General features: G+C 73.3%; 21 protein-coding genes. 13 read left to right on the top strand and 8 right to left on the bottom strand.

The window, feature by feature from the left end; genetic code table 11:
- The first annotated feature begins 47 nt into the window (after positions 1–47).
- Complete coding sequence (gene murQ / locus ABZ194_RS15755; protein ID WP_355596624.1) at positions 48–992, top strand: N-acetylmuramic acid 6-phosphate etherase; 945 nt, start codon at positions 48–50, stop codon at positions 990–992.
- Positions 985–2088, top strand: a complete 1104-nt coding sequence (locus tag ABZ194_RS15760; protein WP_355596626.1) for a serine hydrolase domain-containing protein — start codon at positions 985–987, stop codon at positions 2086–2088. The genes murQ and ABZ194_RS15760 overlap by 8 nt, the downstream gene beginning before the upstream one ends.
- Before the next feature lie 131 nt (positions 2089–2219).
- On the opposite strand, the gene ABZ194_RS15765 is transcribed toward ABZ194_RS15760, so the two are convergent.
- From ABZ194_RS15765 to ABZ194_RS15775, 3 genes are all read right to left on the bottom strand, one after another.
- On the bottom strand, positions 2220–3113 hold the full coding sequence (locus ABZ194_RS15765; RefSeq protein WP_355596628.1) for a MurR/RpiR family transcriptional regulator: 894 nt from the start codon (positions 3111–3113) through the stop codon (positions 2220–2222).
- Between the two features lie 47 nt (positions 3114–3160).
- A complete protein-coding gene (locus ABZ194_RS15770) occupies positions 3161–4840 on the bottom strand; it encodes a glycoside hydrolase family 3 N-terminal domain-containing protein (protein WP_355596630.1) in 1680 nt (559 codons plus the stop codon).
- A 237-nt stretch (positions 4841–5077) separates the two neighbouring features.
- On the bottom strand, positions 5078–6112 hold the full coding sequence (locus ABZ194_RS15775) for a BadF/BadG/BcrA/BcrD ATPase family protein (RefSeq protein WP_355596632.1): 1035 nt from the start codon (positions 6110–6112) through the stop codon (positions 5078–5080).
- A gap of 244 nt (positions 6113–6356) precedes the next feature.
- Between ABZ194_RS15775 and ABZ194_RS15780 the strand changes: the two genes are divergently transcribed.
- Positions 6357–6968: a hypothetical protein gene (locus ABZ194_RS15780; protein WP_355596634.1), complete on the top strand. Its 612-nt coding sequence runs from the start codon at positions 6357–6359 to the stop codon at positions 6966–6968.
- Positions 6969–6979: 11 nt separating this feature from the next.
- Here the strand turns inward: ABZ194_RS15780 and pgm are convergent, their stop codons facing one another.
- Together pgm and ABZ194_RS15790 are read right to left on the bottom strand one after the other, a co-directional pair.
- Positions 6980–8617: a phosphoglucomutase (alpha-D-glucose-1,6-bisphosphate-dependent) gene (pgm, locus tag ABZ194_RS15785; protein ID WP_355596636.1), complete on the bottom strand. Its 1638-nt coding sequence runs from the start codon at positions 8615–8617 to the stop codon at positions 6980–6982.
- A 135-nt stretch (positions 8618–8752) separates the two neighbouring features.
- Complete coding sequence (locus ABZ194_RS15790) at positions 8753–8959, bottom strand: hypothetical protein (RefSeq protein ID WP_355596772.1); 207 nt, start codon at positions 8957–8959, stop codon at positions 8753–8755.
- A gap of 17 nt (positions 8960–8976) precedes the next feature.
- Between ABZ194_RS15790 and ABZ194_RS15795 the strand changes: the two genes are divergently transcribed.
- Both ABZ194_RS15795 and ABZ194_RS15800 read left to right on the top strand, forming a co-directional pair.
- The gene (locus ABZ194_RS15795; RefSeq protein WP_355596638.1) at positions 8977–9627 is read left to right on the top strand and encodes a hypothetical protein; all 651 of its coding nucleotides are present in this window, start codon (positions 8977–8979) and stop codon (positions 9625–9627) included.
- A gap of 230 nt (positions 9628–9857) precedes the next feature.
- The gene (locus ABZ194_RS15800; RefSeq protein WP_355596640.1) at positions 9858–10541 is read left to right on the top strand and encodes a fasciclin domain-containing protein; all 684 of its coding nucleotides are present in this window, start codon (positions 9858–9860) and stop codon (positions 10539–10541) included.
- Between the two features lie 43 nt (positions 10542–10584).
- On the opposite strand, the gene ABZ194_RS15805 is transcribed toward ABZ194_RS15800, so the two are convergent.
- Complete coding sequence (locus ABZ194_RS15805) at positions 10585–11421, bottom strand: SAM-dependent methyltransferase (RefSeq protein WP_355596642.1); 837 nt, start codon at positions 11419–11421, stop codon at positions 10585–10587.
- Positions 11422–11618: 197 nt separating this feature from the next.
- The gene (locus ABZ194_RS15810; protein ID WP_355596644.1) at positions 11619–12122 is read right to left on the bottom strand and encodes an ATP-binding protein; all 504 of its coding nucleotides are present in this window, start codon (positions 12120–12122) and stop codon (positions 11619–11621) included.
- 232 nt (positions 12123–12354) lie between these two features.
- Between ABZ194_RS15810 and ABZ194_RS15815 the strand changes: the two genes are divergently transcribed.
- The 8 genes from ABZ194_RS15815 to ABZ194_RS15850 all read left to right on the top strand — a co-directional run bounded on the left by ABZ194_RS15815 (position 12355) and on the right by ABZ194_RS15850 (position 18205).
- Positions 12355–12606 carry a DUF397 domain-containing protein gene (locus tag ABZ194_RS15815; protein ID WP_355596646.1) on the top strand — a complete coding sequence of 84 codons (252 nt, stop codon included), beginning with the start codon at positions 12355–12357 and terminating at the stop codon, positions 12604–12606.
- A gap of 109 nt (positions 12607–12715) precedes the next feature.
- Positions 12716–13621 (top strand): helix-turn-helix transcriptional regulator, encoded by a 906-nt coding sequence (locus ABZ194_RS15820; protein ID WP_355596647.1) that lies wholly within the window; start codon positions 12716–12718, stop codon positions 13619–13621.
- Between the two features lie 226 nt (positions 13622–13847).
- Complete coding sequence (locus tag ABZ194_RS15825; protein ID WP_355596649.1) at positions 13848–14246, top strand: PPOX class F420-dependent oxidoreductase; 399 nt, start codon at positions 13848–13850, stop codon at positions 14244–14246.
- 78 nt (positions 14247–14324) lie between these two features.
- On the top strand, positions 14325–14873 hold the full coding sequence (gene def, locus ABZ194_RS15830; protein ID WP_355596651.1) for a peptide deformylase: 549 nt from the start codon (positions 14325–14327) through the stop codon (positions 14871–14873).
- Between the two features lie 89 nt (positions 14874–14962).
- The gene (locus tag ABZ194_RS15835) at positions 14963–15355 is read left to right on the top strand and encodes a TIGR03618 family F420-dependent PPOX class oxidoreductase (protein WP_355596653.1); all 393 of its coding nucleotides are present in this window, start codon (positions 14963–14965) and stop codon (positions 15353–15355) included.
- Complete coding sequence (cbiE, locus tag ABZ194_RS15840; RefSeq protein ID WP_355596655.1) at positions 15348–16586, top strand: precorrin-6y C5,15-methyltransferase (decarboxylating) subunit CbiE; 1239 nt, start codon at positions 15348–15350, stop codon at positions 16584–16586. The genes ABZ194_RS15835 and cbiE overlap by 8 nt, the downstream gene beginning before the upstream one ends.
- On the top strand, positions 16583–17326 hold the full coding sequence (gene cobM, locus ABZ194_RS15845) for a precorrin-4 C(11)-methyltransferase (protein WP_355596657.1): 744 nt from the start codon (positions 16583–16585) through the stop codon (positions 17324–17326). Before cbiE ends, cobM begins: the two co-directional genes overlap by 4 nt.
- Before the next feature lie 123 nt (positions 17327–17449).
- The gene (locus ABZ194_RS15850) at positions 17450–18205 is read left to right on the top strand and encodes a cobalt-precorrin-6A reductase (RefSeq protein WP_355596659.1); all 756 of its coding nucleotides are present in this window, start codon (positions 17450–17452) and stop codon (positions 18203–18205) included.
- On the opposite strand, the gene ABZ194_RS15855 is transcribed toward ABZ194_RS15850, so the two are convergent.
- Positions 18180–19829, bottom strand: coding sequence for a precorrin-2 C(20)-methyltransferase (locus ABZ194_RS15855; protein ID WP_355596766.1), 1650 nt, complete (start codon positions 19827–19829; stop codon positions 18180–18182). The two genes, ABZ194_RS15850 and ABZ194_RS15855, sit on opposite strands and share 26 nt — an antisense overlap.
- Positions 19830–19831: the final 2 nt, after the last annotated feature.

Raw genomic sequence — 19831 nt, forward strand, 5'->3', positions numbered from 1 at the left:
ATTTCCACCCTGGAAGAGTCTGATGAAAATTAGCAACATGGAATGCCATGACTGATCCACTCGCCGACCTGTCCACCGAGCGGAGCGATCCGCGTTACAGCCGGATCGACCGGCTCCCCACCGAGGAGGTCGCCCGGCTGATGAACGCGGCCGACGCCACGGTGCCGACCGCGGTGGCCGCGGCGATCCCGGTGATCTCCGCCGCGGTCGACGCCGTCGTCGCCCGGATGAAGGCCGGAGGCCGGCTGTTCTACGTGGGCGCCGGGACCTCGGGCCGGCTGGCCGTACTGGACGCCTCCGAGTGCCCGCCGACCTTCGGCACCGACCCCGACCTGGTGCAGGGCATCATCGCGGGCGGCGAGCCGGCGCTGACCCACTCGGTCGAGGGCGCCGAGGACGACGCCGCCGCGGGGGCCGCCGCGATCGCCGGCCGGCGGCTGGGGGCGCTCGACTCCCTGGTGGGCGTCTCCGCCAGCGGCCGGGCCCCGTACGTGCTCGGCGCGCTGGCCGAGGCCGGCCGCCGCGGAGCGCTGACCGTGTCGCTCTCCTGCAACGCCGGGAGCCCGCTCTCCGGGGCGGCGCTGCACCCGATCGAGGTGATCGTCGGCCCGGAGGTGGTGGCCGGCTCGACCCGGCTCAAGGCCGGGACCGCGCAGAAGCTGATCCTCAACATGATCTCCACGATCGCGATGGTCAGGCTGGGCCGGACCTACGGCAACAGCATGATCGAGATGTCCGCGATCAACTCCAAGCTGGCCGGACGTGCGGCGCGGATGGTCGGCGACATCACCGGCGCGAGTCTCTCCGTCGCCCGTCCCGCGCTGGAGGCGGCGGGGTGGCAGGTGAAGGTCGCGGTGCTGATGATCGAACAGGGCCTCGGCCCCGACGACGCCCGCGCCCTGCTGGACGGGCACGGCGACAACCTGGAGGCGGCCCGGGCAACGCCGGCGGGGCCGGGGGAACGGGCCTCGGAGGACGCGCGGGGTGCCTGAGTCCTCCGGGGCGGCCGGAGTGATCGGCGTCCCCGGGAGATCCGGGCGGCTCGGCGCCGTTCTGGCCGCGGCCGTGCCGGGCGTGTGCTCGGCGGCGGTCGCGGTGATCTCCGTCGGCGGGACCACGGTGGCCGCGGGGGCGGTGGGGGAGCTCGTCCGGTACTCGGGCCCCTCCGAGGCGCTCCTGGCCGGGCGTCCGGCCGCCCGCCGCGACTCGATCTTCGATCTGGCCTCGCTCACCAAGCTCTTCACGACGGTCGTCGTCCTGTCGCTGGCCGAGGAGGGGCGCCTCGACCTGGGTGAGCCCGTCACGGCCTGGCTGCCGGACGCGCCCCCCGGGGTCACCCCGCGGCACCTGCTCACCCACACGGCGGGCCTGCCGGCCGGTCACCGGGCCCACGAGGAGATCCCCGGTGACGGGCCCGAGGTCCACGCCGCCCGCCTGGCGCGCGTCGTCTCGACGCCGCCGTCGCGTCCACCCGGCGGCCACCACCTCTACTCCGACGTCGGCCTGATCATCGCGGGCCGGGTGGCGGAGATCGCCGGAGCGGCTCCGCTCGACGAACTGCTCCGCACCCGGATCACCGGGCCGCTCGGCCTGCCGGACACCGGATACCGGCCCGCGCCGTCGCTGCTGCCCCGGATCGCCGCCACCGAGTACATGCCCGGGCGCGCCGGCCCCGGATGCGTGCGCGGTGAGGTCCACGACGAGACCGCCCACGGCCTGGGCGGGGTCGCCGGACATGCCGGGATCTTCGCCACCGCCGACGACGTGCTGCGTTTCGGTGAGGCGCTGCGCACCGGCGGAGCGCCGATCCTGCGCCCGGACACGGTCGCGGAGATGACCCGCGACCAGGGCGTCAGGGGGGCGGCGTTCGGCCAGGGGCTGGGGGTGCGCATCGACGACCCCGCCGTCGCCGGTCCGCTGACCGGCGCCTACGGCCACTCGGGCTTCACCGGCACCTCCGTCGTCGTGGCCCCGGAGCGCCGCCTGACCGCCGTGCTGCTGACTAACAACGTGCACCCCGTCCGGGGCCGTCCGGGCATCCGCGACCTGCGGCACGCCGTCGCGGCGGAGGCCCTGCGCCTGTCCTGACGCTCCTCGCCTCCGTGCGGGCCGGGGAGAACCTCCGTGCGGGCCGGGGAGACGGGGCACGGCAGGCCGCCGCGCCGATTCCCCGCGACTCACCTCCTCGCAGGCGCGGGAGACGGTGGCCTGTGCCACCCTCACCTGCCGCGACGGCGGGTGTCGGCCAGGAAGTCGCCAAGCGCGTCCCTGGTGGCCCGGAGCGCCGCCTCCGAGGTCTCGAAGGTTCGCTGTGCGACGCCGACGAAGATGCAGTCCACGATCAGGAGCTGACTGATCCGGCTGGCCAGCGCGCCGGGGCGGAACGCGGTCTCCCGGCCGGCCGAGACCAGGACGTGGTCGGCGAGCTCGGCCAGCGCGGAGCGCGGGTTGTTGGTGATCGCCACCGTGGTCGCGCCCGCCTTCCGCGCCACGCCCATCGGCGCCAGCACATCGGGGGTCTCGCCGGTGCAGCTCACCCCGACCGCGACGTCGCCGGCCCTTACCAGCGCCGCGCTGGTAAGGGCGAGGTGCGCGTCGGTGAAGGAGTGGCCGGGCAGGCCGATCCTCATCAGCTTCTGCGCCATGTCACCCGCCACCAGACCGGAGGCGCCGATTCCGTAGACGTCCACCCGGCGGGCACCGGCCACGGCCTCGACGACCAGGCCCAGCCGGTCCGGGTTCAGCTGCGCCGCGGTGTCGGCCAGCGCCTCGGACTCGGCCCTGGCCACCTTCGCGATCACGTCGGTGAGCGGGTCGTCGGGCCCCAGGTCGCCCGGGACCAGCCGCTCGGGCGCCTGCCGCGCCACCGCGCCGGCCAGGGCGAACCGCAGCTGGGAGTAGCCGGCGAAGCCGAGGGCCCTGGCGGTGCGCACGATCGTGGCCTCACTCGTCCCCGCGGCCGCGCTGAACTCGGTGATGGTGCTGCGGGCCACCAACGCGGGGTCGTCGAGGATGAGGCGGGCGATGCCCTGGGCCGCGGGGGTGAGCGAGGGCAGGATGGCCCGCACGGTGGCCACCAGGTTCACGGGGGTGGGGCCGTTCTGGTCGAGCATGGGGGTACCTTTTTCTGTTGAGATCAAGCCTGTCGGCCACCGTGAGATCAGGTCCTCCGGCCGCCGGCCAGCCACTGTGCGACGACACGGGCCGAAGCCCGGGAGATTCCGTGCGTGGCGACGTACACGGCGCCGCAGGGCTCGCCGGGCAGTCCGGTCTCGACGACGATCGCGTCGGGGCGGAGCCGGACGGCCCGGGCCAGCAGCTCCCGGACCCACGGGTGGCGCGCGGCGTCGTACACCACCAGCACGAGCGGGCGCCCGAGGTCGCCGATGTCCGGCAGCTCCGCCGCCTCGGCGGTGATCGTGTGTCCCGTGGTGCCCGGAAGCAGCTCGGTCACGGCGCCGATAAGGCCGGTGGGGATGTCCGGATCGACCGCCGGGTTGAGCCGGGGGGCGATGTCGAGGATCAGCGGTGGTCGCGCGAACCGGGGCGGAGCGCCCGGAACCACCGGGGCGCCCGGTGCCGTACGGTCTCCCGCCACGACCACGCGCAGTGCCGCGCGGGCGGCCAGCAGGCCGAGCTCCTCGCCGTCCCCGGGCCGATCTCCCGCCCCGTTCCGGCGGTCTCCCTCCCCGTCCCGGCCGTGCCTCCCGCCCCGGTCGCGTCCTCCGGGTCGGCCGTGCCTCCCGCCCCGGTCGCGTCCTCCGGGTCGGCCGGGCTCCCCGTGCCGGTCCCGCCCCGGGATCCTCGGTCCGGCGGTGTCCCCGGTGTCCCCGGTGCTCTCGGCGTGCCAGGCGGCCAGGGCGAGTACGCGCGCCGCCGCCTCGGCCAGGCGCTCCTCGGCCAGGCTTCCGTCGCGCACCGCCTCCACGATCGCGTCGCGCAGCGCGTGGACGCTCTCGCCGCCCGGAGAGGACCTGCTGACACAGATCGCGTCCGCCCCCGCCGCCAGCGCGCGGACCGCGATCTCGCCGGGCGGATACAGGGCGGCGACCGCGCCCATCTCGATCGCGTCGGTGACCAGCACGCCGCCGAAGCCCAGTTCCTCGCGGAGCAGCCCGGTCAAGATCCGCCTGCTCAGCGTGGCGGGGTTGACGGGATCGAGCGCCGGAACCAGCAGGTGACCGCACATCACGGCCCGTACCCCCGCCTCCACCGCCGCGCGGAACGGCGGCAGGTCACGCTCCCCGAGCAGTCCGGCGGAGGCGTGCACGGTCGGCAGCGCGTGGTGGGAGTCGGTGACGGTGTCGCCGTGGCCGGGGAAGTGCTTGGCGCAGGCGGCCACCCCGGCACTCTGCAGCCCGCTGATCCAGGCCGCGCCGTGCCGCGCGACCAGTCCGGGGTCGGGGCCGAAGGAGCGGACGCCGATCACCGGGTTGGCCGGGTTGGCGTTGACGTCCACCACGGGGGCGTAGTCCAGGGTGATGTCGGCGGAGGCGAGGAGGCGGCCGATCTCCCGGGCGACCAGCCGGGTCCGCTCGACGTCGTCGGCCACGCCGAGCGCCCGGTTGCCCGGCCACGAACTGCCGGTCCCGGCCTCCAGCCGGGTGACCGCGCCGCCCTCCTCGTCCACCGCGACCACCACGGCGGGGTTCTCCCGCCGCAGGGCCGCCACGAGCCCGGCCGTCTGCTCGGGACCTTCGAGGTTGCGGGCGAACAGCACCGCCCCGCCGAGCCCCTCGGCGAGCGCCCGGCGCAGCCAGCCGGGCGGCGAGACGCCGTCGAAGCCCGGCTGGAGCACGGTCATGGCCAGCCGGGCCAGACCGGGGCTGCTGTGCGGCATGGAGGCACCCTTCGCGGAGACGTCTCCGGGTAGATTACCGGCTAATGGCACTTTCTTTCACTTTCAATGCACTGGAAGGAATTTTCTGTCATTTCCTCCTGTCGGAACCCTCGTGATCGGCACGGTCTCCGCGCCGCGGCGTCCCGGCGGACGCCCCCGGCTCCGGCGATGCCCCCGGTCCGGGGCCCTTCGGCGCGGGACCGGGTACGGCTCCCGCCGGGGAGCCGCCTCCGCCGCTCATCGCCCATCGCGGATCAGCCGGCGGTGCGCGGCGCGGGCGTCGGCGTCCCGGCCGGAGGTGCACCCGGCAGGGGGCCCGGTGGCGTGCAGCGCGAGCGCGGCGGCTCCGGCCGCGCCGTCGCGGGCGGTGATCACCGCGCCCGGAAGGCCGGCGCGGACCCGTGCGGCCAGAAGCGTCGGCTCGGTGAGCAGCGAGCCCGCCAGCACCAGCGGGCCGGGGCAGGGGCCCAGCGACCGGACGGTGCCGGTCAGCCGCCGGGCGGCCTCCCGGAGGATCTCCGCCGCCGTCGCGTCGCCCGCCCCGGCCGCCGCCTCGACCACCGGCGCGAGCCGTGCCAGCCACGAGGGCCCGGTCTCGGCGACACCCGCGTGGACGGTGTTCACCAGCCACCGGATCGGCGTGCCGCCGGGGGGAGCCTCCCCGGGACCGGTCCCGGCATCCTCGGGATGGACCGCGCCGCCGGACACGCCGCCGGACATGAGGTCGCCGAGGAGCGCCCCGCACAGAGCGGTGGGCCCGGCCCGCCCGTCGAGCGAGGCCAGCACGGCCTGTACGGCCCGCCGCCCGATCCACGTCCCCGACCCCTGGTCGCCGAGCAGCCAGCCGTACCCGTCGGCCCGGCGGACGATCCGCCGGTCCTCGATCCGCGCGGCCACCGCGCCGGTGCCCGCGATCAGGACCGTTCCCGACGGCTCGTCGGTCGCCCCGGCGAAGGCCACGAGCATGTCGGGCACCACAGAGGGCCGCCCGGAGAGCCCGGCCGATCGCCACGCCTCCACGGCGATCGACTCGGCCCGCTCGCGCGCCGAGTCCGCGCCCGCCAGCCCGAACACCCCGGCCGTCACCCGGGCCGGGTCGAGATCGCCCAGCGCCTCCCGCAGCGCGGAGCGCAGGCTCGCGCCGGGGGCGGCGGCCGAGAGCGCGTTGGCCCCGCCGCCGTACCCCCGTCCGGCCACCTCGCCGGAGTCCGTCGCCACCACACAGCGAGTGCTCGTCCCCCCGCCGTCGACGCCGATGACCAGTGTTGTCACACGTACTCCATGTGTAGATAATCTCCTTAATATCTCATTCTTGTGAAGAATTCCTGCAAGGGGCCGGGCGAGCCCGCGGGGAGGTGTGGTCACGGCCGTGGCCACACCCCGGCAGCCGTCGTGCTTGGCCAAGAAAACACCGGTTTATGCCTGATGAGTACGGGGGATCATGTTCGTTGCCGTTTTTCCGGGGAAGGGCCGGACATGATAAAGGGCGAAGCCCGGCGGCGACGGTGCCCCGGCGGTGACCGGGAGAGTCCCCGGCGTCCCGGGCCCGGGAACCGGCGGGGCGCCGTGCCTGGCCGTACGGGGACACCGGGAGCGCGAGGGAGGACCCGCGGTGGCCGACTCGGGGGATGAACGGGCGCTGCGAGCTCTGGGGACGGCGCTCGACGCGAACGCGCCGGTGGTCCGGCACGGGCTCAGGCGGTTCCCCGAGGGCACACCGTTCCTCTGGCTGAGCTCCCCGGAGTCGGGGGACGCCACCGTCTTTCTCGACCACCGCCAGTGGATCTACCTGAACGAGCCGGAGCCGGGCCGTCCGGCCGGCCAGTTCGCCGCCGGCCGGGTGGAGGACGATCCCGAGGTCGTCGTCGAGCGGCTGATGTCCGTCATGGTGCCGGACCGCCGGCGTTCAGGCCGCCTCTCCCGCGCCCTGAAGTGCGGCGGTCCCGGCCTGGCCGCCGGTGCCGGGATGGGCTTCCTGAGCGCGATGATCATGGCGGTACTCGTCGGGGGCAACGGCTACGTCTCCGACGCCTCGACCGCCGGGGTGTACGTCCTGGCCACGCTCGTCGGCGTCGCGACCGCGCTGTGGGTGGGCATCCGCCGGTGGAGGCGGCTGCGCCGGCGGTGAGGCGCCCGCACTCAGCCGAGCGACTCCGACACCAGGCTCCTGGCCGCCTCCTGCACCCGCGCGAGGTGCTCGGGCCCCTTGAAGGACTCGGCGTAGATCTTGTACACGTCCTCGGTGCCGGAGGGCCGGGCGGCGAACCAGGCGCTCTCGGTGGACACCTTGACGCCGCCGAGGGGGGCGCCGTTGCCGGGGGCCGAGGTGAGAACCCGCGTGATCGGCTCGCCCGCGAGCGTCTCGGCGGTGACCTGGTCGGCCGAGAGCCGGGCGAGCACCGTCTTCTGCTCCCGCGTTGCGGGGGCGTCGACCCTGGCGTAGGCCGGGTCGCCGAACCTGGAGACCAGGTCGGAGTAGTGCTCGCTGGGTGAGCGGCCGGTGGTGGCGATGATCTCTGCGGCCAGCAGCGCCAGGATCATGCCGTCCTTGTCGGTGGTCCACACCGAGCCGTCGCGGCGGAGGAACGACGCTCCCGCGCTCTCCTCGCCGCCGAACCCGAGCGAGCCGTCGAGGAGCCCGGGTACGAACCACTTGAACCCGACGGGCACTTCGAACAGGTGCCTGCCCAGGTCGGCGGTCACCCGGTCGATCATGCCGCTGCTCACCAGCGTCTTGCCGACCCCGGCGTCCGCGGGCCAGCCGGGCCGGTGGGTGTAGAGGTAGGAGACGGCCACGGCGAGATAGTGGTTGGGGTTCATCAGGCCCCCGTCCGGGGTGACGACGCCGTGCCGGTCGGCGTCGGCGTCGTTGCCCGTGGCGACGTCGAAGGCGTCGCGGCGGGCGATGAGCGAGGCCATCGCGTACGGCGACGAGCAGTCCATCCGGATCCTGCCGTCCCAGTCCAGCGTCATGAACCGCCAGGTCGGGTCGGTCAGCGGGTTGACCACCGTCAGGTTCAGCCGGTGACGCTCGGCGATCTCGGCCCAGTAGGCCACGCTCGCCCCGCCCAGCGGATCGGCGCCGATGCGTACCCCGGCCTCCCTGATCGCGTCGATGTCCAGCACCGAGGGCAGATCGTCCACGTAGTGGCCGAGGAAGTCGTGACGGCCGGTGGTGTCGGCGGCCAGTGCCCTGGCATAGGGGATCCGCCTGACCTCCTTCAGCCCTCCGGCGATCAGCGCGTTGGCCCGGTCCTGGATCCACAGGGTGGCGCCGGTGTCGGCCGGTCCGCCGTACGGCGGGTTGTACTTGAAGCCGCCGTCACCGGGAGGGTTGTGCGAGGGGGTCACCACCACGCCGTCGGCTGACCTGATCGTGCGTCCTCCGTTGTGGGTGAGGATGGCGTGCGAGATCGCGGGGGTCGGGGTGTAGCCGTCGCGGTCGTCGATCAGGACCCGCACCCCGTTGGCGGCGAACACCTCCAGCGCCGACACCCGCGCGGGCTCCGACAGCGCGTGACTGTCGGCGCCGAGGAACAGCGGGCCATCCACCCCCTGTGCCGCGCGGTACTCCACGATGGCCTGGCTGGTGGCGAGGATGTGATCCTCGTTGAAGGCGGCGTTCAGCGACGAACCGCGATGCCCCGAGGTCCCGAAGGCGACCCGCTGGCCGACCTCCCCGGGGTCGGGGTGCAGCGCGTAGTAGGCGGTCACCAGGCGGGCCACGTCAATCAGGTCGGACGGCTGTGCCGGCTGCCCCGCGCGATCGTGTGTCAATGCGATCTCCTTAGCTCATCACGGCCAACGGTACCCAGCCTCAAACAGGGAGAACTGTCGTGAAAGCCGTCATTTCCCCCAATCTTCGAGTTCCGCTGGAACGCCGGGAGTGACGCGGAGAATCGGGCCGGCTGGTCAGCGGGCCCGGCCGGCCCCCTCGGTGCCGCCATCCGTGCCGCCGGAGGTCTCGCCCTTCGGGGTCTCCTCCAGCCGGGCCCGGAGCCGGGCCCGGATCTCGTCCGGGGTGTAGGCCCGCCGCCGCCGTTCGGCCCGGGCGATCACCACTCCGGTCGCCGCGACGCCCGCGACCCCGGCCAGGCCGATTACCTTCCACCATCGCATGTGCCTAGGCTACAGAGATGCCCGGCAAGAGCATCGGCCTCGACGAGGCGGTCAACCTGGCCCGTACCGGCGACGTGTGGCTGTTTCGCGGCCGCACCGTGCCCGATCGGGCCATCCAGACCGTGACCAACAGTCCCGTCAACCATGTCGGCATGTCCGTCGTCGTCGACGACATGCCTCCGTTGATGTGGCACGCCGAGCTCGGCCGGTCGCTGCCCGACCTGTGGGCCGGGGTCCACCAGCGGGGGGTACAGCTGCACGACCTGCGCGAGGCGGTCTCCGTGTGGGCCACCAGGTACGGCCAGCGCGCGTGGCTGCGCCAGCTCGAACCCCTGGTCACCCGGGAGATGGAGGACGCCGTGCTGCGCACCGTCGCCCGCCTGGACGGCACGCCGTTCCCCTCCACGGCCCGGCTCGCCGGGCGCTGGGCGCGCGGCCGGATGCCGAGGCTCCTGGGGCGGGGCGCCGGGGAGGGCGCCCTGGAGAGCGCCTACTGCGCCGAGGTCGTCGCCGTCACCTACGAGGCGATGGGACTGCTCGGGGGCGGGCGCCGGCCGAACTGGTACGACCCCGGCCGCTTCTGGAGCGGAGACGACCTCAAGCTCTCCGGGGGGTTCCGGCTCGGTGGGGAGATCACCGTGGACACGGGGGCGGCCCGGAGGGCGTGACCCGGGAGGAGGCCTCCGGCGGCGCGATTTTTGTGCCCGTGGTCTGTTGTACGGTGACGCGTCATGCTCGATTGCCGATCGGATCTTTCTGGGAGATATGTAGTCAAGAGTCACTCTATGGGGCATTTATCGTGAAAGTAGAGGGCATTGATCTACGAACAGATCGATGAGGCAGGCGGGACCCGTTCGGCGGGCCCAGACGTCCCATCCGTCCAATCAAGGAGATCATCGTGAAGAAGAAGTCTCTTCTCGCATCCGCTCTCGCCGCGGCGGCCCTGGCCGCCTTCCCCGTCGCCGCCCAGGCGACCGCCACGGGTTCCGCCCTCACCCTCTCGCCCACCCCCGAGCCCTCGGAGATGACGTCGGGCGCCCCCTCCGAGATGCCGTCGGAGGGTCCCTCGGAGAACATGTCGGGCGCCCCGTCGGAGGGCGGTGAGGCCGCCCTGCCCTTCGGGCCGGGGTGCGCCGCGCTGCCCAGCTCGGGGCCGGGCAGCATCGCGAGCATGGCCAAGGAGCGGGTCGCCACCGCCGCGGCCGGTAACCCGAGGCTGTCCCAGCTGGTCGGCGCGCTCAAGGAGGCCGGACTGGTCGACACGCTCAACTCCGCCGAGGGCATCACGGTGTTCGCGCCCAGCAACGAGGCGTTCTCCCAGATCCCGCAGGAGGTCAGGGAGAAGCTGAAGTCGGACAAGGCGTTGCTGAAGAAGGTTCTCACCTACCACGTGGTCTCCGGGAAGGTCACGCCCAAGGAGCTGAAGAGCGGGACGCTGGAGACGCTTGAGGGCGGCAAGCTGACCGTCAAGGAGGAGAACGGGGAGTACACGGTCAACGATGCCAAGATCATCTGCGGCAACGTGCCCACCGCCAACGCGGTCGTCTACATCATCGACAAGGTGCTCGTCCCGCCGCAGTAACCGCGCTCCGGCCGCCGGAGGGGTGCCCGCCGTGAGGCGCCCCTCACGACGGCCGCCCTCGCCGGCCGTCCGTCTTGCGGGCGACCCCGGCCACGGCCCATGTCTTCTCCGGGACCTGGGAGGTGAGGGGGTTGTCGGGACGCCAGTGGCGGAGGTGGACGAGCCCCGGGTCGACCAGCTCCAGCCCGTCGAAGAAGCGCAGCACCTGCGCGCGCGTGCGCGAGACGTTCTGGTCCCGGCCGAGGGCCTGGCGGTAGACGTTGAAAACCGGCTCCGCCACCTCGGGGCACATGCCGAAGACGGCGTGGGCGATGACGAGATGACTGTCGGCCGTCATCGAGTCGCGGAGCAGGGCGACGCTCTTGAAAGGGTCGTCCTCGTCGGGGATGAACTGGAGCGCGGAGCCGATCAGCACGGCCACCGGGCGGTCCAGGTCGATGAGCCGCAGCAGTTCGGGGTCGGAGAGCATCTCGTCGGGGTGGAGCACGTCGCCCCTGACCACGGTGGTGCGGGGGTTGGTGACGAGCAGGGCCTGGCAGTGGGACAGGACCACCGGGTCGTCGTCGATGTAGACCACGCGGGCGTCCGGGCGGAGGGACTGGGCGATCTGGTGGATGTTGTGCCGGCTGGGCAGTCCGGAGCCGAGGACGAGAAACTGGTCGATGCCCTGCTCGGTGAGGTAGCGCACCGCCCGGCCCAGAAAGGATCGTCCCTCGCGCGCCATGTCCCTGATCTCCGGGGCGACGGCGAGAACCTGCTCGGCGGCCTGGCGGTCGGCCGCGAAGTTGTCCTTGCCGCCGAGGAAGTAGTCGGTCATCCGCGCGAGGTTGGGCACGCTGGTGTCCAGTCCCGTCGGTGATCGCCTGACCATGTTGCCCATGCACCATCTCCTCGGTTGCCTGTGAGACAGAGGAGTCATGACGTCCATTGGCGGATGTCATGTCTCAGCAGTGAGAGAAGAAGGTTGATTGTCGCGCTTCTGACGGGCGATGTTAATAGTTTGGAGAGTTAAGGAATATTTGTTCGTTTTTATCGTGCGGGCCGGCCGGGCCGCGCCCCGGACCCTCGGCGCGGGTCTCAGTGGCAGGGCTCCAGGTGCCGCAGAGCCCTCGCCGGGAGGGTGAAGACCGCCCAGACGGCCTTGCCCCGGGTCTCCAGGGGGGTCCAGCCCCACATCTCGCTGGCTCCCTGGATCACCTGCATTCCCCGGCCGCTCTCCGCCTCGTAGTCGGGTTCGCGCAGGCAGGGTCCCTGATCGCTGGGATCGGTGACCACGCACAGCACTGAGCGTTCCGTGTGGCAGAGGATGACCCTGACGTCCTGCGGGCGGTGGGGGTCGGCCACGCCCCTGATGCCGTGCCGTACGGCGTTGGTCACCAGTTCCGAGACCACCACGCCGGTGTCGTCGACCAGCGGTTCGAGTCTCCAGGCGCGGAGGGCCGCGGAGGTGAACTCCCGGGCGGTCCGTGCCGCGCAGGGGTCGTGGCGGAGACTTCGCACCGCCATCTGTAGTTGGTTGGTGTGGCCGTCTCCGGCCGCCCATGGCGGCAGGCCGTTCGGCGGAAGTATGTGATCAAGCATTGACAACCATCGTTCCCAGCCATCGATCTCTGTCCGGAGGGGTGTGACGTGATGCCTTTGGCGAGCAGTCATCTGCGACCTTGGGGGGGGTGTGACGATCGCGTTGCGGGAGCAATCCGTGTAGTCATCTTGCACGCGCCGATGTGCAGAAGCAAGTACAGATGCACGTGCATTTGCACAAAGTCGTATGCTCCTATCGGTGTTTCCCTCCCTGAACATGTGAGAGGCGAGGATGAATCAGCTGTACAACGGCATGTCGGCCACCCTGCTGGACGGGGTCGTCTGGCGGAAAAGTCACTTCAGCAATCCCAGCGGCAACTGCGTGGAGGTGGCCGCGTTACCGGACGGGGGGGTGGCCATCCGCAACTCGCGAGACCCCCAGGGGCCCGCGCTGATCTACACCCCCCGCGAGCTCGACGCCTTCGTCCGGGGCGTCAAAGGCGGCGATTTCGACGACCTGATCCCCAACTTGATTGAAGAATAAAATTCCCTATAGCCGGGAATGAGCGACCGGAGTACGGTGAAGGCTCGCAGCGACCACAACGACCAAATAAGTTGGCAGGGACTGGTGTTCCGGGCCTGAAGGACTGTAGATGATCACACCTCACACCGAAGGCGAGCCGGTTCCCCCGACCCCCATAGCCGTGCCGCGAGGAAGTTCCACGGTGCTGAGGATCGTGCTGGGTGCCCAACTCCGGCGACTCCGCGAGCATCGGCACATCACCCTGGAGGAGGCGGGGCGCGCCCTTCGCGCCTCGCACTCCAAGGTCAGCCGCATGGAGTGCGGCAGGGTCAGCTTCCGTGCCAGGGACGTGGCCGATCTGCTCACGCTGTACGGCGTGGCGGACGGCGAAGAGCGCCAGACGCTGCTGGCCCTTGTGGAGCGGGCCAATCTCCCCGGCTGGTGGCACAACTACAACGACGTCCTGCCGAACTGGTTCGAGACGTACGTCGGCCTGGAGGAGTCCGCCACCGGCATCCGCAACTACGAGGTCCAGTTCGTGCCCGGCCTGCTCCAGAGCGAGGAGTACGCCCGGGCCGTCGTCCTGCTGGGGTACCCCAACGCCGCGGAGGCGGAGGTCGAGCGGCGGGTACGGCTGCGCCTGGCGCGTCAGCGGATCCTGCTCAGTCCCGACCCGCCCCACCTGTGGGCCGTGCTGGACGAGGCGGTGCTGCGCCGCCCGCTCGGCGGGACCGAGGTGATGCGCGGCCAGATCGACCACATCCTGCGAGCCCTCGAACTGCCCAACGTCACCGTCCAGGTCGTGCCGTTCAGCGTGGGCGGCCACGCCGCGGCCGGCGGGCCCTTCAGCATCCTGCGCTTCTCCCAGCCCGACCTGCCCGACGTGGTCTACATGGAGCAGCTCACCAGCGCCGTCTACCTGGAGAAGCGCGACGACGTCGACAGCTATCTGGAGGTCATGGAACGTTTGTGTATCGAGGCCGAGCCGGCGTCGCACACCAGGGAGATCCTCCTGCGGATCCGCGAGGAGCTGTAAGGCCCCGCCTCCCGCCGCGAAACCGCCCGGGCCACCGCACCGGTGCGCACGGCGGACCCCCGCCCGAGGCCGAGGCCGGGGGCGCCGGCCCTCGCGGGCCCGGTTCCGGCGTCACCGAGCCGTGCCCGGCGGCCCGTTCCTGGCGTTCGCCCGGGGCGGTGGAATCGATCGGTCACGCGTGATGTTCGATTGACCCGTAGGCATACCGCCAATCGGGGAGGTTTTCATGGGAAAGCTGAACGACGACGCCAAGGAGCTGCTCCGCCGGCCGATTCACGGCTGGGTGACCACCGTCAGGCCCGACGGCTCGCTGCACAGCACGGTCGTCTGGGTGGACGTCGACGGGGACGACGTCGTCTTCAACACGGCCGTCGGCCGTGCCAAGGAGCGCCACCTGCGCGCCGACCCCCGGGTGTCGGTGAGCGTCCTCGACCCCGGGGACGCCTTCCACCTGGTCAGCGTCGCGGGCACCGCGGAACTGGAACTTGAGGGCGCCGACGAGGTCATCGACCGCCTGGCGAACAAGTACCTCGGGGTGGAGACCTACCCCTACCGTCAGCCGGGCGAGCGGCGCGTCACGGTCCGGGTCAAGCCCGACCAGGTCATCTACAACGCGGGCGGCTGACGGTCGTTCTCCGGGAGCGCCCGGCTCCGGGTAGTCTGCTGCCGCGAACGACACGTGGCGGACCTGGAGGCGTTTCGGATGGAAGCAAGCGGCGAGGGCACGGCCCGGCCGATCACCTTTGTCGGCGAGCCGGTACTGCACCGCCCGTGCGCGGAGGTGACCCGCTTCGACGCGGAGCTGGCCGCGCTGGTGGCGGACATGTTCGCGAGCATGTACGCCGCCGAGGGGGTCGGCCTCGCGGCCAACCAGATCGGGGTCGGGCTGCGGGTGTTCGTCTACGACTGCCCGGACGAGACCGAGGAGTACCGCAAGGGCGTCGTGGTCAACCCGACCCTGGTGCTCCCCGCGCCCGGTGAGCGGAACCTCGCCGACTACGAGGAGGGCTGCCTGTCGGTGCCCGGGCAGCGCGCGTCGCTGGCCAGGCCGGACCTGGCCGTGGTGCGCGGATTCGACGTCACCGGCGCGCCGATCGCCGTCGAGGGCACCGGGGTGCTCGCCCGCTGCCTGCAGCACGAGACCGACCATCTGGAGGGCCGCCTGTACATCGACCGCCTCCCGGCCGAGCGCCGCGCACAGGTGCTGGCGGCCTACCAGGGGGAACGGGACGGGCAGGCCGTCACGGGGTGATCCCCCGCGGGCCCGGTGGAGGCGGTCGCCCACCGGGCACACCTCCCGGCTAGCATGTCGCCCGTTGGCAGGAGAACGGGAGGTTACGGGTGCTGGAGCATCGCGGAGACGGGTTCCACGCCTTCTGGCGGGAACGTCACCTGAGCACGCTGACCACCGTGCGGGCCGACGGCACACCGCACGTCGTCCCGGTGGGGGTGACGCTGGACGTGTCCGCCGGCGTCGCCCGGGTGATCACCTCGGACGGCTCGTACAAGGTGCGCCATGTGCGCGCCGGAGGGCCGGCCGGGGCCGCGGTCGCGGTCTGCCAGGTGGACGGCGCCCGCTGGTCGACCCTGGAGGGGCGCGCCGTCATCCGTGACGACCCCGAGTCGGTCGCCGACGCCGTGCGCCGCTACGCCGAGAGGTACCGGCAGCCCCGCGAGAACCCGGCCCGCGTCGTGATCGAGATTCGCCTCGCCCGGGTGCTGGGCAATGTCTGACCCGGTCGTCGTCGTCGGCGTCGGGGCCGACGGCTGGGCCGGTCTCTCCCCGGCGGCCCGGCGCGAGCTGCGCGCCGCCGAGGTGGTGATGGGCAGCGCGCGGCAGCTCGCGCTGGTCCCCGAGCCCACCGCCGAACGCCTCACCTGGCCCTCGCCGCTGCTCCCCGCCCTGCCCGCGCTGATCGCCTCCCACCGGGGCCGCAGGGTGTGCGTGCTGGCCAGCGGCGACCCCATGTTCCACGGCCTCGGCACAACGCTGGTCCGGCTGCTGGGCGCCGGCCGGGTCCGGGTGCTGCCGCATCCGTCCTCGGTCTCGCTGGCCTGCGCCAGGCTCGGCTGGGCCGCCGACCGGGTCGAGGTGGTCAGCCTCGTGGCCCGGCCGGTCGAGTCGGTGCACACCGCGGTCCACCGGGGCCGCCGGATGCTGGTGCTCAGCGCCGACGGCCACACCCCCGCGCGGGTGGCCGCGCTGCTCACCGCCCGGGGATACGGCGCAAGCCCGATGACGGTCCTGGAGTGCCTCGGCGGCGCCGAGGAGCGCGTCGTCTCCGGTACGGCGGGCCGCTGGTCCCCGCGGCCCGTCCACGACCTCAACGTCGTCGCCGTGGAGTGCCGCGCCGACCCCGGGACCGTTCCGCTGCCCTGCCTTCCCGGCCTGCCGGACGAGGCCTTCGAGCACGACGGCCAGCTCACCAAGAGCGAGGTCCGCGCGGTGACCCTGTCCCGGCTCGCGCCCGTCCCCGGCGAGCTGCTCTGGGACGTCGGCGCGGGCGCCGGAAGCGTCGCGATCGAGTGGATGCGCGGCCATCGGGCCAACCGGGCGGTGGCGGTGGAGGTTCATCCGGAGCGGGCCGCCAGGATCGCCCGCAACGCCTCGGCGCTGGGCGTGCCCGGTCTGGAGGTGGTGACCGGGGCCGCGCCCGGGGCGCTCGCCGGGCTGGAACCGCCCGGCGCCGTCTTCATCGGCGGCGGCGTGACCGTTCCCGGCGTGCTGGAGGCGTGCTGGGCGGCGCTGCGGCCCGGCGGCAGGCTGGTGGCCAACGCGGTGACCGTCGAGTCGGAGGCCGTCCTGGCCGCCGGGCACGCGGAACTCGGCGGCGACCTGGTCCGGCTGGCCGTCGGCAGGGCGGCCCCGGTCGGTGGCTTCACCGGCTGGCGGCCCATGATGCCGGTGACGATCTGGACGGCGGTCAAACCGGGCGCTGAGGGCGCCGAGGAGGGGAAGCCGTGACGGTACGGTTCATCGGAGCGGGGCCGGGCGCCGCCGACCTGATCACCCTGCGAGGCCGGCGGGCGATCGCCTCCGCCCCCGTGTGCCTGTACGCCGGATCCCTCGTCCCGGTGGAACTGCTGGAGAACTGCCCGCCGGGGGCGCGGCTGGTGGACACCGCCAGGATGGCCCTGGAGGAGATCGTGGCGGAGATGCTCGCCGCCCACGGGGCCGGTCGGGACGTGGCCCGGCTGCACTCCGGAGATCCGTCGGTGTTCAGCGCGATGGCCGAGCAGATGCGGCGGCTGGACGCCGCAGGCGTGCCCTACGAGGTGGTCCCCGGCGTGCCCGCCTTCGCCGCGGCCGCCGCCTCGCTCAAACGGGAGCTCACCGTGCCCGGGGTGGGCCAGACGGTCGTGCTGACCAGGACCTCGGCACGCGCCACCCCCATGCCCGACGGCGAGGACCTGGGCACGCTCGGCCGAAGCGGGGCCACGATGGTCCTCCACCTGGCCGTGCAGCGCATCGAGGAGGTCGCCGGGGAGCTCATCCCCAACTACGGGGCGGACTGCCCGGTGGCCGTGGTGGCCCGGGCCAGCAGGGACGACGAGGTGATCCTGCGCGGCACCCTGGAGGGCATCGCCGCCGAGGTCCGCGCCGCCGGGATCCTCCGCACCGCCGTGATCGTGGTCGGCCGCGTGCTGACCGCGTCCGAGTTCCCCGACAGCCACCTGTACTCGGCCGCCCGCCGCCGTGACTGAGCCCGGTGCCCCGCGCGCCGGTGGTCCACCCGAGGCGCGAGGACGCCGTGCCCACGCTCAAGCCCCCGCCGGGTACGGCGGGGCGACGTCCCGCGAGGGAAGAGACCGAGGAAGGGCCGCGGTGTGCTGAACATCCTGGTGCTGGGCGGCACGGACGAGGCCAGGCGGCTGGCCGCCGCGCTCGCCGGATGGGCCGGGACGCACGTGGTGTCCTCGCTGGCAGGCCGGGTGCGCGACCCCAGACTGCCGGTGGGTGAGGTGCACGAGGGCGGCTTCGGCGGCCCCGCCGGGCTCCTGACCTGGCTCGGTGATCGCCGGATCGACGTCGTCGTGGACGCCACCCACCCGTTCGCCGCCCGGATGACCGCCTCGGCGGTGGAGGCGACCGGCCGGGCGGGGGTGCCGCTGCTGATCCTGCGGCGCCCCGGCTGGCGGGCGGGCCCCGGCGACGACTGGCGCTGGACGCCGTCGCTCGCCGCCGCGGCCGGGCTGCTGCCCGCGCTGGGCGGGCGGATCTTCCTGACCACCGGCCGCCGCAGCCTGCCGGTCTTCGCCGGCCTCGACGACCTGTGGTTCCTGGCCCGCTCGGTGGACCCGCCGGAGCCGCCCGTCCCGTGCCGCCTTCAGGTGCTGCTCAGCCGGGGCCCGTTCACCGTGGACGGCGAGCTGGCCCTCATGCGGGAGCACCGCGTCGACGTGCTGGTCACCAAGGACAGCGGCGGCCGGATGACCACCGCCAAGCTGCTCGCGGCCCGCGAGCTCGGGCTGCCCGTCGTGATCGTACGGCGCCCGCCGCGTCCCGCCGGCGTCCCGGCGGTGGAGACCGTCGAGGAGGCACTCGCCTGGCTGGCGGTCACGCGGGATAGCGGCGGGGGGTGAACACCACCCGGCCGCCGTCGCCCCGCTCGGCGATCCGGGTGGTCGAGGAGCCCACCAGGAGCAGGCAGCGCATGTCCACCGCCGCCGGGTCCAGCTCGGCGAGGGTGGTGACGGTCACCCGCTCCCCGGCGCCGCCGACGTCGCGGCCGACGACCACCGGTGTCTGCGGCGCGCGGTGCTCCAGCAGCAGGTCCCTGGCGGCGGCGACCTGCCAGGTCCTGCTCTTCGAGGCGGGGTTGTAGATCGCCAGGACCAGGTCGGCCCGGGCGGCGGCGCCGATCCGCTCGGCGACGACCTCCCACGGCTTGAGCAGGTCCGACAGCGACAGCACGCAGTAGTCGTGGCCGAGCGGCGCCCCCGCCCTGCTGGCCACCGCGTGCGCCGCGGTCAGGCCAGGCAGCACCCGCACCGGCACGTCCGCGAACCGCGGCTCGCAGGCCGTCTCCAGCACCGCGCTGGCCATCGCGAACACCCCGGGATCCCCCGAGGACACCACGGCCACCCGGGACCCGGCCCTGGCCAGCCCCAGCGCGTGCGCGGCCCGCTCGGCCTCCACCCGGTTGTCCGTGGGGTGGCGGCGCTGGCGAGGGTTCGGCGGGACCCGGTCCAGGTAGGGGCCGTACCCGACGAGCTCGTCGGCGGCGGCCAGCGCCTCCTGCGCCTCCGGGGTCAGCCAGGGGCGCCCGGCCGGGCCGAGCCCGACCACCACCACCTCGCCGGGGATCCCGTTCCGGCGCTCCCCGGCCGCCGGGGGGCCGCCCTCGGCCGAGGCCCCGGCGGTCGCGGGCATGGGCGCGGGCGCGTCGCCCCCGGCCCCGTCCGCGCCCCGGGCCGGGGCGCCGGCCGTGTCCGCGGGCGCGTCCGCGTCGACGGGGGGTCGCGCCGGCGGCCCGGGGTGTCCCGCGTTGACCGGGCTCGGGATCAGCGCCAGCGAGAAGTACGGCACGGTGCCCGGATCCACCTCGGCCAGCGGGGCCAGGCGCTGGGCGCCGGTGGTGGCCCGTTCCACGTACCAGGCCTCGTCGAGCCGTCCGGCCTCGGCCAGCGCCTCGCGCACCTTGACGAAGGTCCGGCCGAGCTTGAGGACCGCCGCCGAGTCGGCCGCGGCGAGCCGTTCGGCGAGGACCTCCGCCGGGAGCGTCCCCGGCAGCACGGTCAGCGTCTCGTCCCGCTCGACCAGCGGCCGGCCCAGGACCGCGGCGGCGCCGCTCACCGACGTCACCCCGGGGACCACCTCGGTGACGTAACGGTGCGCGAGACGCTTGTGCATGTGCATGTAGGAGCCGTAGAAGAGCGGATCGCCCTCGCACAGCACCACCACGTCCCGGCCGGCGTCCAGGTGTGCCGCCAGCCGCAGCGCGCAGGCGGCGTAGAAGTCGTCGATGGCGCCCTGGTATCCGCCGGGATGGTCGGTGGTCTCCGTGGTGAGCGGGTAGATGAGGGGTTCCTCGATCTGGCCGTCCCGCAGGTACGGGGCGGCCACCGAGCGGGCGATGCTCCGGCCGTGACGGGCGCTGTGGAACGCGACCACGTCCGCCTCGCCGATGAGCCTGGCGGCCTTGACGGTCACCAGCTCCGGATCTCCCGGCCCGAGTCCCACGCCCCGGAGCCGTCCTGCCGACATGT

The organism is Streptosporangium sp. NPDC006007, from assembly GCF_040614315.1.
Lineage (GTDB): Bacteria > Actinomycetota > Actinomycetes > Streptosporangiales > Streptosporangiaceae > Streptosporangium.

Bases quoted from the DNA above. Each gene is read 5' to 3' on its own strand.
- murQ (WP_355596624.1), top strand. From the start codon at position 48: ATGACTGATCCACTCGCCGACCTGTCCACCGAGCGGAGCGATCCGCGT.
- ABZ194_RS15765 (WP_355596628.1), bottom strand. From the start codon at position 3,113: ATGCTCGACCAGAACGGCCCCACCCCCGTGAACCTGGTGGCCACCGTG.
- ABZ194_RS15770 (WP_355596630.1), bottom strand. From the start codon at position 4,840: ATGCCGCACAGCAGCCCCGGTCTGGCCCGGCTGGCCATGACCGTGCTC.
- ABZ194_RS15790 (WP_355596772.1), bottom strand. From the start codon at position 8,959: ATGCGATGGTGGAAGGTAATCGGCCTGGCCGGGGTCGCGGGCGTCGCG.
- ABZ194_RS15795 (WP_355596638.1), top strand. From the start codon at position 8,977: ATGCCCGGCAAGAGCATCGGCCTCGACGAGGCGGTCAACCTGGCCCGT.
- ABZ194_RS15805 (WP_355596642.1), bottom strand. From the start codon at position 11,421: ATGGGCAACATGGTCAGGCGATCACCGACGGGACTGGACACCAGCGTG.
- ABZ194_RS15810 (WP_355596644.1), bottom strand. From the start codon at position 12,122: ATGCTTGATCACATACTTCCGCCGAACGGCCTGCCGCCATGGGCGGCC.
- ABZ194_RS15815 (WP_355596646.1), top strand. From the start codon at position 12,355: ATGAATCAGCTGTACAACGGCATGTCGGCCACCCTGCTGGACGGGGTC.
- ABZ194_RS15820 (WP_355596647.1), top strand. From the start codon at position 12,716: ATGATCACACCTCACACCGAAGGCGAGCCGGTTCCCCCGACCCCCATA.
- ABZ194_RS15825 (WP_355596649.1), top strand. From the start codon at position 13,848: ATGGGAAAGCTGAACGACGACGCCAAGGAGCTGCTCCGCCGGCCGATT.
- def (WP_355596651.1), top strand. From the start codon at position 14,325: ATGGAAGCAAGCGGCGAGGGCACGGCCCGGCCGATCACCTTTGTCGGC.
- cbiE (WP_355596655.1), top strand. From the start codon at position 15,348: ATGTCTGACCCGGTCGTCGTCGTCGGCGTCGGGGCCGACGGCTGGGCC.
- ABZ194_RS15855 (WP_355596766.1), bottom strand. From the start codon at position 19,829: ATGTCGGCAGGACGGCTCCGGGGCGTGGGACTCGGGCCGGGAGATCCG.